The sequence below is a fragment of the Haloarchaeobius litoreus genome, from assembly GCF_024495425.1.
Taxonomy (GTDB): Archaea; Halobacteriota; Halobacteria; order Halobacteriales; family Natrialbaceae; genus Haloarchaeobius; species Haloarchaeobius litoreus.
Window position 1 is genome coordinate 125,750 of the sequence record NZ_JANHJR010000003.1, and the last position, 11,937, is coordinate 137,686.

Here is an 11,937-nt window from a genome sequence, read left to right on the forward strand (position 1 = left end):
ATCGCTCCAGCAACGGGGTCGGGGGACGCTGTCGGTCGTCCACTGTTTCCGTCCGTAATGCACGTATACTTTTCCGGGGCGTGAACGCGTCGCGAGGGCAGTCCGCCGACCCGCATCCAACACCCTTACCAGCGAACGCCGCCGAAGCCACTTCGATGACTGCTGCCATCGAAGTCAGGGACCTCCGGAAGTCCTACGGCGAGATCCGGGCGCTCGACGGGCTCTCGCTCCGGGTGGAGGAGGGAGAGTTCTTCGGGCTCCTCGGCCCCAACGGCGCGGGCAAGACGACGTTCATCAACGTCCTCGTCGGGCTCGTCCGCAAGTCCGGCGGCCACGCCGAGGTGTTCGGCCACGACGTGGTCGACGAGTACCGCCAGGCCAGGGACGCCATCGGGCTCGCCCCCCAGGAGTTCAACGTCGACCGCTTCTTCCCCATCGAGGAGGTGCTGGTCCACAAGGCGGGCTACCACGGCATCCCCGAGGACGAGGCGCTGGACCGGGCCCACGAGGCGCTGAAACGCGTCGGCATCTACGACAAGCGCAGGGAGCGCTTCGACTGGCTCTCCGGCGGGATGAAACGCCGGCTGCTGCTCGCCCGCGCGCTCGTCACCGATCCCGAGCTGCTCATCCTCGACGAGCCGACAGCTGGCGTCGACGTCCAGCTCCGACACGACCTCTGGGAGGTCGTCCGCGAGCTGAACGAGAACGGCACGACGGTCCTGCTCACCACGCACTACATCGAGGAGGCAGAACGGCTCTGCGACCGCGTCGCCGTCGTCGACGACGGCCGGAAGGTCGAGGTGGCGACGCCGGACGACCTGATGGACCGCGGGACGGATACCGTCACCGTGACGCTCCGGGACGCGCCGGCCGAGACGCCGCCGCTCGGGGACACGCTCGACCGCGTCGAGTCCGTCGCCCTCGACGGCGACCGGCTGGTCGTCCGGGCCAAGAACGGTGGCGCGGTCACGCCGGACCTGCTGAACGAGCTGGAGGCGATGGGCCACGTGGTCGTGGACCTCGACATCTCGCGCACCAGTCTGGAGGAGATCTTCGTCGAGCTGACGGGTGACGACCGATGAGGGGCCTCGCCGTCGGCACCCGCGCGCTCCTCAAGCGCGAGATACTGCGGTACGTGCGCCGGCCACGGAACACGTTCCTCCCGCCCTTCATCAACAACGTGCTCTACTTCGCGGTGTTCGGGGTCATCCTCGGCAGCCGCATCGGCAGCTACGGCGACGGCATCCCGTACATCAAGTTCGTCCTGCCCGGCCTCGTCGTCCTCGGGGCGGTGTCCAACGGCTTCGAGAACGCCTCCTTCTCCATCTTCCACGGGCGCTGGAACGAGTACATCCACGAGGTGCTCACGTCGCCGCTGTCGTACCGCCAGCTCTCGTTCGCGTACGTCGCCGCCAGCGCCCTTCGGGGCGTGCTCGTCGGCGTCATCATCAGCGTCATCGGCGTCGTGTTCACCCTCGCGCACCCGGGCTACGACATCGTGTCCGTCGCCCACCCCGTCTACCTCGCAGTCTCGCTCGTCGCCGTCTCCGCGCTGTTCGCCTGCTTCGGCATCGTCGGCGGGCTCTGGGCCCGGGACTTCGACTACCTCACGGTGCTCAACCAGTTCCTCATCCGTCCGCTGGTGTTCTTCGGGGGCGTCTTCTACCCGCTGTCGGCGCTCGACGGCGTCTGGTACACCGTCTCGCTCGCGAACCCGATGGTCCACATGGTCGACGCCGTGCGCTACGGCTTCCTCGGCTACGCCGAACGCGACCCCGCCCTCTCGCTCGGCATCCTGCTCGTCGCGACGGGGGTCGTCTTCGCGGTTGACGTGGCGCTCTTCGCGCGGGGCTACGGGTTGACGGAGTGAGGCCGCGGACGTTCCGTTCTCACCGCCGCCGATTCCCAGCGCGCTGGAGCCACAGACACATTTGAGCCGTTCCATGGCGTACGTTCACGTATGACGCTCGAAGACCTCGCTGCGTACGGCATCGAGCACATGGACGACGATGCGGTCCGTGCGTTCCTGACGACGCAGGGAACTGGCGTGCTCGGCTTGCCCGCCGACGGCGCGCCCGCCCTCCTCCCGCTGTCGTTCGGCTACGACGGCGACGAGACGCTCTACTTCACGTTCGTCGTCGGCTCCGGCAGCGAGAAGCGGGAGCTGAGCGACCGCGCCGAGACCGCCGCGTTCCTCGTCTACCGCGCGGACACCCCGTTCACCTGGCAGAGCGTCCGGCTCACCGGGCGCATCGAGCCGGTGCCGGACGACGAGATGGACACCGCCCGCGACGCGCTGGAGAACGCCTGGCGACCCGACCTGTTCGAGCGGGCGATGGACGAGGTCGAGGTCGCGCTCTACCGGTTCGTGGTGGCGGACTGGTCGGGCATCAAGCAGACCGGGCTCCCGCCGGGATTCGAGGAGTAGGCTCGGGGACGAGCACCCGACACGGGAGGGGAGCGCCTTTCAGGACGGCCTGCGAACCACCACACATGTCGGACGTCGAGCACGCCCAGACCATCGTCAACGACGTGCGCCTCCACTACGTCGAAGCGGGAGACCCAGCCGACGAGACGGTGGTCCTCCTCCACGGCTTCCCCGAGTACTGGTACACCTGGCACCGACAGATCCCCGCCCTCGCCGATGCCGGCTACCACGTCGTCGCGCCGGACATGCGGGGCTACAATAGCTCCGAGAAACCGTACGGGAAGGACGCCTATACGCTCGGCAGGCTCTCGCGCGACGTCGACGGACTCGTCCGCGAGTTCGGGGAGACCGCCCACGTCGTCGGCCACGACTGGGGCGGCGTCGTCGCCTGGGACGTCGGCGCACGCCACCCCGAGGTCGTCGAGACGCTCACCGTGCTGAACGCACCCCACCTCGGCGCGTTCCAGCGCGAGCTCACCCGGAATCCGGGGCAGCTCCGGCGCTCGTGGTACGCCTTCTGGTTCCAGGTGCCGTGGCTGCCCGAACGGCTGTTCGCGGCCGCCAGTAGCCGGATATTCCCCGAGCTGTTCGCCGAGGGAACCAACAGCGAGGGTGCCTGCTCCGCCGAGGACGTCCGCCGGTTCGAGCACGCGTTCACCCTCCCCGGGACCCCCACCTCCGCCATCAACTACTACCGGGCGCTGTTCCGCACGCTCGGCCTGTCGATGCTCCCGCTCGTCGGCGGCGAGGGACCGCCGCTCGACGTCGACGTGCCGACGCAGCTCCTCTGGGGCGTGGACGACGACGCGCTCTCGCCCGCGCTCACCGAAGGCCTCGGAGAGTGGGTGTCGGACCTCCGTATCGTGCGGTTCCCCGACGCGGGCCACTGGCCCCACCTCGACGAGCCCGAGGCAGTGGCCGACTCCCTGGTCGAGTTCTTCGGAGACCGCGACTGAGCCGGGAGACGCACGCTTTTTGCCCTCCATCACCGAGGGGCGAGCATGACAGACGACGAGGAACTGGCGTGGACCGTCGAGTCCTCCCACGTCGCCTACGAGTGCCCGGGCTTCGACATCGTCCACGACGAGGTCACGCTACCGGACGGTAGCCGCACCGACTACGACTACGTCGACGAGCCCCCGGCGGTGGTCGTCCTCCCCTTCACCCCCAACGGCGACGTGGTCGTCATCGACGAGTGGCGGCAGGCGGTCGGCCGCGTCAACCACGGGCTCCCCGCCGGCAGCGTCGAACCCGGGGACGACGACCTCGCGCTCGCCGCCCGGCGCGAGCTCCGCGAGGAGACCGGTTTCGAGGCCGGGAGCGTCGAGCCCCTCACCACGGTCGAACCCGCCAACGGCATCGGAAACTCCGTCCACCACCACTTCGTCGCCCGCGACTGCGAGCCCTCGGCCGACCAGGACCTCGACCACGACGAGCACATCCTGGTCGACACCCGTCCCTACGACGAGCTCCTCGCGGCCGCCCGGGACGGCGACCTGCGTGACGGCCGGGCCGTCACCGCGCTCTGTTTCCACGAGCTGTTCGGCGATAGCGCCTGATTCGACGACCGGCGAGGCCAGTAGACTGATTTCCGTGCCACGCGACCTCGTGGCATGGCCGAGAATCTGTCGCCCCGGACTATCGGGTTGCTGATGGGCATCGCGGTGCTGCTCGGCGCTACGGCCGCAGCAGCGTTCCTCGGCGGGGCCGACATCGTCGTCACCCAGGCGCTGTTCGTCGTCGCGTTCCCGGTGCTGGTCGCCATCGTCGTCTGGGACCTCCGGGACTGACGACCCAGAGGTTCATATCGGAAGCCGCGGCCAGACGTGGCGTGGCCTGAGCCCCGCCACGCGACGGCCGAGGCCGGTGTGCGACGCACCGTCGCGTGTAGCCCCGCGCGTCGCCTGCTCGCCCCTTGCCAACCCCTACCACAGCCGTTTTGTCGACACGGCGCGTAACTCACGTGTGCAGCACCGAGTCCTCTCGCACCGCACGACGCTCGCGGTGCGGTTCGTCGGGCTGGTCGTCCTCGTCAGCTACGGCTTCGCCGTCGGGGCCGGCCTCCCCTTCGCGCTGCTCGCCGCCGCGTCGGTGTATCTGGAGGCACGCCGCCCCGACAGCGTGCCGGCTCGCTACCGATAGCCCCGCCGAGCGCTCTCCTCGCTGCCAAACGACACCCTTACCGCCGGTGCCCGGGTAGCCGACGCCAATGAGAGAGCAGTTCGAGGTCCGCGACAGCGACGCCGGCGGTCGCATCGGGGAGCTGACCGTCCCCCGCGCCGGCGTCACCGTCGAGACCCCCGCGCTGATGCCGGTCGTCAACCCGAACATCGTCACCATCGAGCCCGCGCGGATGGCCGACGAGTTCGGCGCGGAGATCATCATCACGAACTCCTACATCATCAAGACGACCGACGGGCTGGAGGCCGACGCCCGCGAGCAGGGGCTCCACGACCTACTCGACTTCGACGGCGCAATCGTCACCGACTCCGGCAGCTTCCAGCTCGCCGAGTACGGGGCGATCGACACGAACACCGAGGAGATCCTCGAGTTCCAGCACGACATCGGCAGCGACATCGGCACGCCCGTGGACATCCCGACGCCGCCGGACGTCTCCCACGAGCGCGCCGAGTCCGAGCTCCGCACCACGCAGGAGCGCCTCGAACTCGCCGAGACCATCGACGTGGGCGACATGCTCGTCAACGCGCCGGTGCAGGGCTCGACCCACCTCGACCTCCGCGAGGAGGCCGGCGCTCACGCCGCGAGCACGGACCTCGACGTGTTCCCCGTCGGCGCGGTCGTCCCGCTGCTGAACGACTACCGCTACGACGACATGGTCGACGTGGTCGCCGCCGCGAAGCGCGGGCTCTCGCGTGACTGTCCGGTCCACCTGTTCGGTGCCGGCCACCCGATGATGTTCGCGCTCGCCGTCGCCATGGGCTGTGACCTGTTCGACTCGGCGGCGTACGCGCTGTACGCCCGCGACGGCCGGTACCTCACCGTCGACGGCACCGAGCACGTCGACGAGCTCGACTACATGCCCTGTTCGTGTCCGGTCTGCGTCGAAGAGACGCCGGAGTCGCTCCGCGCCATGGACGACCGCGACCGCGAGGAGGCACTCGCCGCACACAACCTCCACGTCACGTTCGCGGAGATGCGCACCATCAAGCAGGCCATCCGCGACGGCGACCTGCTGGAGCTCGTCGAGCGGCGCGCCCGTGCCCACCCGGCGATGCTCGACGGCTACCGTGCGCTCACCGACCACGCCGCCCAGCTCGAGGAGACCGACCCCGCCTCGAAGGGCTCCTTCTTCTACCTCTCGAACGAGAGCGCACAGCGGCCGGAGGTCGTCCGGCACCACGAGCGGCTGGACCGGCTCTCGCCGTCGGGCGACGTGCTCCTCACCGAGGGCGACCACTCGTCGGAGTTCGACGAGTCCTGGCCGGTCGTCCCACCGTTCGGCCCGTTCCCGAAGGCGCTGCGGAACACCTACCCGTTGACCGCGGAGATGCCGAGCCGGCTCGACCGCGACGCCTACGAGGCCGCCGCCCGCGGCGTGGCACGGCTCGCCGAGGGGAACCCCGACGTGTCGTTCACGCTCGCCCACGAGGACTGGCCGGAGAGTGCGCTCGCGCTCGTTCCGGAGTCGATGACCGTCGAGAGCCTCTGGCACGGTGACCGCTGAGGACGGGGCGCTCGCACCACCACGAGCGCCGCCGCACAAGACAAGATAGTAGTCCGTCGGCCCCCGACACCGTGCCATGACCGACTACTTCGAGGTCCTCGAGCGCGACGGCGCGGCCCGTCTGGCCGAACTCCGGCTGACGGAGCCGGTGACGACGCCGGCGCTCGTGGACGACTACGTCGACGACGCCGGGAGCCTCTGGACGGGCGAGCGCGAGCTCCCCGACGGCGACGAGTCCCGACTGACCGTCCTCCCGCACCGGGGGCTCCCGGCGGGCACCGCCGACGAGGTCGCCGACTCCTTCGCCGTCGACTACCCGGACGTGGACTATCCGAGCGCCGCCGTCGTCTCCGCCGAGACGGCCGCCGACCACGGCGCTGACGCCTACGTCGTCTCCGACGCCGGTGGCTCGCTCGGCCACGGCGCCGGCATGAAGGACCTCGTGCTCGGCGTCCGCGAGGCCATCCCGGACGACACCGGACTCTACCTCTCCGGCGTCGCCACCCCGCGGAACGTCGCCGTCCTCGCCTACGCCGGTGTCGACCTGTTCGACGCCCACCGGGCGTACGTCCGCGGCACCGAGGGCCGCTACCTGACGACCGACGACGCGTACTTCCTGGCGGACCTCGACGAGCTCCCGTGTGCCTGTCCGGCTTGCTCGAAACCGCGCGAGGAGTTCGACCGCGAGGACTGTGCGGCGCACAACGTCAACGTACTGGAGGCCGAGCTACGCCGGGTCCGCCGACGCATCCGCGACGGCCGTCTGCGCGACTACATCGAGGGCCAGGCCCGACAGGACCAGTGGCTCACGGCGCTCTTTCGGGAGCTCGACCAGCAGTACGGCTATCTGGAGGCGCGGACGCCCGTCTACCGTGGCGCGGACCTCGACGCGGCGACGGAGGACACCATCCGCCGCGTCGAGATCCAGCGCTTCGCCGAGCGCGTGACGACCCGGTACCGGAGCCGGTTCGACGACCACCCGCTCGTGCTCGTCCCGTGCTCGGCCGCGAAACCCTACAGCGAGTCACAGAGCCACCGGCAGTACATGGACGCCATCCAGTTCCGGGGCCACATCGTCTCGATGACATCGCCCATCGGCGTCGTCCCCCAGGAGCTGGAGACGACGTACCCGGCCCAGCACTACGACTCCGTGGTGACGGGCCGCTGGAGCGCGGACGAGGTCGAGTTCGTGAGCGAGGTGCTCGGGCGCTACCTCGACCGGAGCGACTACCCACGCATCGTCGCACACGTTCCGGACGACTATCGGCCCATCCTCGAACGCATCGAGGACGACCTCGACGTCCCCGTCGAGTACCCCGTCGTGGACCACCCGACGACGAGCGAGAGCCTCGGGAACCTGCGCGACGCCCTGGACGGCGAATCGGCGTACAGCAAGCGCGAACGGGAGCACAACACGGTCCGTGCGCTGGCGGACGTCCAGCTCGGCGACGGCGCGGGCGACGCGCTGTTCGAGTCGTTCCAGACCACCAGCCGGTACCCGAAGCTCCAGGTCCGCGACGACGACGGCACCCAGCTCGCCGCACAGGTGCCGAGATATGGCACGCTCTCGTTCACCCTGGAGGGGGCCCGCCGCTGGGACGCGAGCGACGCGCCGACGAAGCGCGTCGAGATCGATGGCTTCGTGCCGCACGGAAGCGTGCTCGCGCCGGGCGTCGTCGACGCCGACGAGGACATCCGCGTCGGCGACGAGGTCGTCATCGAGGGCCCTGCGGCCTACGCCATCGGTCGTGCGCAGATGCACGGCGCGGCGATGGTCGAGAGCACGCGCGGCGAGGCGGCGTCGGTCCGCCACGTCGCGGAGAAGTAGTCAGGTCGACCGTTCGCCGGCGACGTGGGCCTGTCTGGCGACGTACTTCGCGACCGGGTCGGCCTCGAGGTGGACGCGCTCGCCCGGCTCGCGCCCGGCGAGTGTCGTTCGCTCGCGCGTTTCCGGGATGACGGCGACGGCGAACCGGTCTGTTTCGAGGTCGGCGACGGTGAGACTGACACCGTCGACCGCGACACCGCCTTTCTCGACGAGCAGGCCGGTGAAGCCGTCGCGGACAGCGAACTCGTAGCGCCAGCCGGTCCCCGTCGACTCGACGGCGAGCAGTTCGGTCGTGGTCTCCACACAGCCCCGGACGAGGTGGCCGTCGAGTCCGTCCGAGAGCGTCAGCGGCGGCTCCAGGTTGACTGCTGTCCCGACGGGTCGGTCGGCGAGCAGCGTCCGTGCGACGGTCTCGCCGCTGCAGTACGCTTCGAAACAGTCGGGGCTGACGGCGGTGGCGGTGAGGCAGACGCCGTCGACCGCCACGCTGTCGCCCGGTGCGGGGTCGACGTGTCCGTTCGTCTCGATGCGCAGTTCGTGGCCCTCTCCGACGGGCTCGCTCGCGGTCACCCGGCCTGTCCCGGGGACGACACCAGTGTACATTGCAGTTCGACGGGGCCGCCGAGATTGTAAATCCGTTATGAATCACAGATTCGTGAAGGCGTCGGCTACCAACTGGTTGCCTGCCGAGTTTATAGGTGCTGAGTTGCTGTGTGTACCCGATGAGCCTCGAGTCGTGCGTGACGGGACAGGATGGTTGCGGGCGGGGGAGACCAGCGCGGAGCGACTCGAGCGGCCCACGAACCGGTGGCCTTCCGGGGTGAGGAGGATGGAGAACTACCCGATCCGAGACGAGGCGGTGCTGTTCGCAGCAGCGACAGCCGGCCTGCCGCACAGGCGCGTCCCCGAGCTCGTGGGGGTCGTGCAGGCCGACCTCGGCCTCCGGGTCGACGACTACCGGAACCGCTACGAGTGCGTCCACGAGACGAGCGACGCGTTCGTCTTCCTCGTCGAAGGCGGCCACTGGGCGACCATCGGGGACCGCCTGGGCTTCGATTCGACCGACTCCCGGGCGGTCGAGTGCGCCCACATCGAGCATCTTCGGCGGCTCGCGCGGGAGGCCGACCGGGTCCAGGAGTTCGCGGCGGCACTCGAGGTGCGCGAGTGCGTCGTCATCGGGAAGGACACGCCGCAGGCCGCGACGGACGGCGGGAACACGACGACCGACGGCGGGACACGGTAGTCAGGCCTCGTCGCTGGCGACCCGGTGGGCGTCCTCGACGACGCCCCGGAGCGACGCCTCGTCGTCGGCCCGGGTCAGGTGGCTGGTGCACTCGCAGTCCGAGCAGCCGAAGCCGACGACCGCGTCGGGGAGCTGCCGTGCGACGGCGCACTCCACGTCATCGGCGGTGCGGATGTCGCCCCGGACCGTCGCCGCATCGTGGCCGAGCAGGTAGTCGACATGCCAGTGGCGCACGTCGTGCTCGCCAGACGCGACCTCGCGGTGGCGGTCCAGCCGCGAGAACCCGCCGCTGCCGAGCGCGCTCCCGGTGTAGCCGTACCAGCCCGCGTCCAGCGCCACCTCGCCGAGGGCACCGACTTCGAGCGTGACGGGGCGTTCGAGTTCCACGAGCAGCGTGTAGGTTCCGCCGGCCATGCGCTGACGTGGTGGTGGCGACCGCAAGAAGCCGCCGGTCCGCGACGACGCGACCGACTTTTGTGTCGTCGCCCCCGAGTCGGGAGCGTGACTCGACTCGACCGCCGACGTGCGTGGCTGTGGGGCCCAGCGGTCGGCTGGGGGACGGTCGTGCTCGTCGCCTCGCTGGTCGACCCGCCCGGCGCGGCGACGGCGACGACCGGTCCGTTCGGCGTCCTGGCGGCGGACAAGTGGCAACACGGGCTCGCCTACGCGGTGCTCGGCGGGCTGGTCGCCCGGGCACTCGGCCGTCGAACGGCGCGGGCGGCGCTGCTGGCGGTCGGAGTCGCCGTCGCCGTCGGCTTCGGCGTGGAGCTGCTCCAGTCGTTCGTCCCCTGGCGGACGGCCTCGCTCGTCGACGGGGCAGCGAACGCAGTCGGCGCTGTCGTCGGCGTGGCCGGCTGGCAGTTCGCGTCGAAAAGGTCTCCCAGCGGCTGGGAACGCTCGTAACCGGCTTTTCTCCGGCGATGCGACTGTCGTGTATGAGCCGACAGCAGAGCTGCACGCGACGGACCGCACTCCGGGCACTCGGCGTCGGAGCCGGGCTCGCGGCGACCGGCGCGACGGTGACCGCACAGGACCAGCCGACGTTCGACGGCTGGCTGGACAACGTCGGCAACTACGACGGGGTCGTCGACGAGACCGGCACGGACAGCGTGACGGTGCAGGTCGGGAGCCAGGCCAACGGCGGCGCGTTCGGCTTCTCGCCGCCCGCCATCCGGGTCGACCCCGGCACGGAGGTCGTCTGGGAGTGGACCGGTGACGGCGGCGTCCACAACGTCCTTCCGGAGTCCGGCGACTGGGGCTCCGAACTCGTCGGCGAGGCCGGCCACACCTACTCACGGACGTTCGAGGAGGTGCAGGTGGTGAAGTACTACTGCGAACCCCACGAGGGCATGGGGATGAAAGGTGTCGTCGTGGTCGGCGACGCCGGCCCGTCTGGCGGTGGGAGCAGCGACGGCGGCCAGGAGAGCTTCGAGGAACCGGACTACGGCGGCTGGTTCGACGACGTGGGCAACTACGAGTCGACCGCGAACGAGACCGGCACGGACAGCGTGACGGTGCAGGTCGGGAGCCAGGCCAACGGCGGCGCGTTCGGCTTCGCCCCGCCGGCGGTCCGCGTCGACCCCGGTACGGAGGTCGTCTGGGAGTGGACCGGCGACGGCGGCGTCCACAACGTCCTTCCGGAGTCCGGCGACTGGGGCTCCGAACTCGTCGGCGAGGCCGGCCACACCTACTCACGGACGTTCGAGGAGCCCGGCATCCACAGATACTACTGCGAACCCCACGAGGGCATGGGGATGAAGGGTACGGTCGTCGTGACCGGTGCGGCGGAAGCCGGCGGCAGCGGTGAGAGCGAGGCCGGGGGCTGGACCGAGCCCACCGCGCAACCGCGGCCGGTCGGCGAGTCCAGCATCGAACCCCTGGAGCTCGCCTTCGTCGGCGGGTTCGGCTCGCTGCTGCTGTTCCCCGCGCTCGTCGGTGTCGCGATGGCGCTCGGCTCCGACGGACGCCCGGACGACGAGCCCAGCGGCGGGAACTGACCGACGGCGGTCGCATCAAAAACCGAACTGTATTAGTGCCCCCGTTCGGAGTAGCCGGGTACGGATGTACGACCCGTCCGCGACGGACGAACCGGAGTTCCAGGCGGTCGTCGACGCCCTCGACGACGAGGATTGCCACGCGATCATCGAGGCGCTCGACGAGCCGATGACCGCCAGTGAGCTCTCCGACGAGTGCGGGATTCCGCTCTCGACGACCTACCGGAAGCTCGAACGGCTCACCGAGTCGTCGCTGCTCGTCGAGGAGACCCAGCTCCGTCCGGACGGCCGTCACACGTCGCAGTACCGGGTCAACTTCGAGGACGTCACAATCATGCTCGCCGAGGACAACTCGCTCGAACTACGCATCGCTCGGCCGCCCGAAACGCCAGACGAACGCCTCGCGTCGATGTGGGAGGAGGTGCGCAAGGAGACATGACACACCTCTCAGCCCTCGTCATCGCGTTCAAGACGCTCGCGCTCGTCTTCGGCGGCCTCATCACCTACTTCGCGGCGAAGGCGTACCGCCGGACCGGCTCGCCCGCGCTGCGCGCGCTGGCGGTCGGCTTCGGCTTCGTCACGCTCGGGGCGATGCTGGCCGGGGCGATGGACCAGTTCATCATGGGCCCCGCCGACCGCACCGTCGCGCTGGCCATCGAGAGCCTGCTGACCACCGTCGGCTTCGGCGTCATCCTCTACTCGCTGTACGCGGACTGAGCCCTCCGCCGACCCGAAGCGGATTTACGCACACGACCGTTG

General features: G+C 70.0%; 16 protein-coding genes. 14 read left to right on the forward strand and 2 right to left on the reverse strand.

The window, feature by feature from the left end:
* The first annotated feature begins 155 nt into the window (after window positions 1–155).
* From NOW55_RS13010 to arcS, 9 genes are all read left to right on the forward strand, one after another.
* Window positions 156–1,082, forward strand: a complete 927-nt coding sequence (locus NOW55_RS13010; protein ID WP_256400543.1) for an ABC transporter ATP-binding protein — start codon at window positions 156–158, stop codon at window positions 1,080–1,082.
* On the forward strand, window positions 1,079–1,870 hold the full coding sequence (locus NOW55_RS13015) for an ABC transporter permease (protein ID WP_256400544.1): 792 nt from the start codon (window positions 1,079–1,081) through the stop codon (window positions 1,868–1,870). Before NOW55_RS13010 ends, NOW55_RS13015 begins: the two co-directional genes overlap by 4 nt.
* A gap of 90 nt (window positions 1,871–1,960) precedes the next feature.
* Window positions 1,961–2,428, forward strand: coding sequence for a pyridoxamine 5'-phosphate oxidase family protein (locus tag NOW55_RS13020; protein ID WP_256400545.1), 468 nt, complete (start codon window positions 1,961–1,963; stop codon window positions 2,426–2,428).
* A gap of 65 nt (window positions 2,429–2,493) precedes the next feature.
* Window positions 2,494–3,384, forward strand: a complete 891-nt coding sequence (locus tag NOW55_RS13025) for an alpha/beta fold hydrolase (protein WP_256400546.1) — start codon at window positions 2,494–2,496, stop codon at window positions 3,382–3,384.
* A gap of 45 nt (window positions 3,385–3,429) precedes the next feature.
* On the forward strand, window positions 3,430–3,987 hold the full coding sequence (locus NOW55_RS13030) for an NUDIX hydrolase (RefSeq protein WP_256400547.1): 558 nt from the start codon (window positions 3,430–3,432) through the stop codon (window positions 3,985–3,987).
* 54 nt (window positions 3,988–4,041) lie between these two features.
* Window positions 4,042–4,218, forward strand: a complete 177-nt coding sequence (locus NOW55_RS13035; RefSeq protein WP_256400548.1) for a hypothetical protein — start codon at window positions 4,042–4,044, stop codon at window positions 4,216–4,218.
* Window positions 4,219–4,393: 175 nt separating this feature from the next.
* Window positions 4,394–4,570 (forward strand): hypothetical protein, encoded by a 177-nt coding sequence (locus NOW55_RS13040; RefSeq protein WP_256400549.1) that lies wholly within the window; start codon window positions 4,394–4,396, stop codon window positions 4,568–4,570.
* A 67-nt stretch (window positions 4,571–4,637) separates the two neighbouring features.
* Window positions 4,638–6,113 carry a tRNA guanosine(15) transglycosylase TgtA gene (gene tgtA, locus NOW55_RS13045; protein ID WP_256400550.1) on the forward strand — a complete coding sequence of 492 codons (1,476 nt, stop codon included), beginning with the start codon at window positions 4,638–4,640 and terminating at the stop codon, window positions 6,111–6,113.
* Window positions 6,114–6,189: 76 nt separating this feature from the next.
* Window positions 6,190–7,941: an archaeosine synthase subunit alpha gene (gene arcS, locus NOW55_RS13050; protein ID WP_256400551.1), complete on the forward strand. Its 1,752-nt coding sequence runs from the start codon at window positions 6,190–6,192 to the stop codon at window positions 7,939–7,941.
* Here arcS and NOW55_RS13055 read toward each other — a convergent pair whose 3' ends face one another.
* On the reverse strand, window positions 7,942–8,544 hold the full coding sequence (locus tag NOW55_RS13055; protein WP_256400552.1) for a riboflavin synthase: 603 nt from the start codon (window positions 8,542–8,544) through the stop codon (window positions 7,942–7,944).
* 226 nt (window positions 8,545–8,770) lie between these two features.
* Between NOW55_RS13055 and NOW55_RS13060 the strand changes: the two genes are divergently transcribed.
* Window positions 8,771–9,184 (forward strand): DUF8048 family protein, encoded by a 414-nt coding sequence (locus tag NOW55_RS13060; protein ID WP_256400553.1) that lies wholly within the window; start codon window positions 8,771–8,773, stop codon window positions 9,182–9,184.
* On the opposite strand, the gene NOW55_RS13065 is transcribed toward NOW55_RS13060, so the two are convergent.
* Window positions 9,185–9,598: a GIY-YIG nuclease family protein gene (locus NOW55_RS13065; RefSeq protein ID WP_256400554.1), complete on the reverse strand. Its 414-nt coding sequence runs from the start codon at window positions 9,596–9,598 to the stop codon at window positions 9,185–9,187. It abuts the gene before it with no gap.
* An 87-nt stretch (window positions 9,599–9,685) separates the two neighbouring features.
* On the opposite strand from NOW55_RS13065, the gene NOW55_RS13070 reads away from it, so the two are divergent.
* The 4 genes from NOW55_RS13070 to NOW55_RS13085 all read left to right on the forward strand — a co-directional run bounded on the left by NOW55_RS13070 (window position 9,686) and on the right by NOW55_RS13085 (window position 11,895).
* Window positions 9,686–10,087, forward strand: a complete 402-nt coding sequence (locus tag NOW55_RS13070; RefSeq protein ID WP_256400555.1) for a VanZ family protein — start codon at window positions 9,686–9,688, stop codon at window positions 10,085–10,087.
* Window positions 10,088–10,119: 32 nt separating this feature from the next.
* A complete protein-coding gene (locus NOW55_RS13075; protein WP_256400556.1) occupies window positions 10,120–11,181 on the forward strand; it encodes a halocyanin domain-containing protein in 1,062 nt (353 codons plus the stop codon).
* Between the two features lie 64 nt (window positions 11,182–11,245).
* A complete protein-coding gene (locus NOW55_RS13080; protein WP_256400557.1) occupies window positions 11,246–11,617 on the forward strand; it encodes a winged helix-turn-helix domain-containing protein in 372 nt (123 codons plus the stop codon).
* Entirely contained in the window at window positions 11,614–11,895 is a 282-nt protein-coding gene (locus NOW55_RS13085; RefSeq protein WP_256400558.1) for a DUF7521 family protein, read from the forward strand. Before NOW55_RS13080 ends, NOW55_RS13085 begins: the two co-directional genes overlap by 4 nt.
* Window positions 11,896–11,937 lie beyond the last annotated feature (42 nt).

Excerpts from the sequence above, each read along its gene's own strand:
- NOW55_RS13075 (WP_256400556.1), top strand. The coding sequence starts at position 10,120 with ATGAGCCGACAGCAGAGCTGCACGCGACGGACCGCACTCCGGGCACTC.
- NOW55_RS13015 (WP_256400544.1), top strand. The coding sequence starts at position 1,079 with ATGAGGGGCCTCGCCGTCGGCACCCGCGCGCTCCTCAAGCGCGAGATA.
- NOW55_RS13025 (WP_256400546.1), top strand. The coding sequence starts at position 2,494 with ATGTCGGACGTCGAGCACGCCCAGACCATCGTCAACGACGTGCGCCTC.
- NOW55_RS13080 (WP_256400557.1), top strand. The coding sequence starts at position 11,246 with ATGTACGACCCGTCCGCGACGGACGAACCGGAGTTCCAGGCGGTCGTC.
- NOW55_RS13085 (WP_256400558.1), top strand. The coding sequence starts at position 11,614 with ATGACACACCTCTCAGCCCTCGTCATCGCGTTCAAGACGCTCGCGCTC.
- NOW55_RS13065 (WP_256400554.1), bottom strand. The coding sequence starts at position 9,598 with ATGGCCGGCGGAACCTACACGCTGCTCGTGGAACTCGAACGCCCCGTC.
- NOW55_RS13020 (WP_256400545.1), top strand. The coding sequence starts at position 1,961 with ATGACGCTCGAAGACCTCGCTGCGTACGGCATCGAGCACATGGACGAC.
- arcS (WP_256400551.1), top strand. The coding sequence starts at position 6,190 with ATGACCGACTACTTCGAGGTCCTCGAGCGCGACGGCGCGGCCCGTCTG.
- NOW55_RS13055 (WP_256400552.1), bottom strand. The coding sequence starts at position 8,544 with ATGTACACTGGTGTCGTCCCCGGGACAGGCCGGGTGACCGCGAGCGAG.
- NOW55_RS13060 (WP_256400553.1), top strand. The coding sequence starts at position 8,771 with ATGGAGAACTACCCGATCCGAGACGAGGCGGTGCTGTTCGCAGCAGCG.
- NOW55_RS13010 (WP_256400543.1), top strand. The coding sequence starts at position 156 with ATGACTGCTGCCATCGAAGTCAGGGACCTCCGGAAGTCCTACGGCGAG.
- NOW55_RS13030 (WP_256400547.1), top strand. The coding sequence starts at position 3,430 with ATGACAGACGACGAGGAACTGGCGTGGACCGTCGAGTCCTCCCACGTC.
- tgtA (WP_256400550.1), top strand. The coding sequence starts at position 4,638 with ATGAGAGAGCAGTTCGAGGTCCGCGACAGCGACGCCGGCGGTCGCATC.
- NOW55_RS13035 (WP_256400548.1), top strand. The coding sequence starts at position 4,042 with ATGGCCGAGAATCTGTCGCCCCGGACTATCGGGTTGCTGATGGGCATC.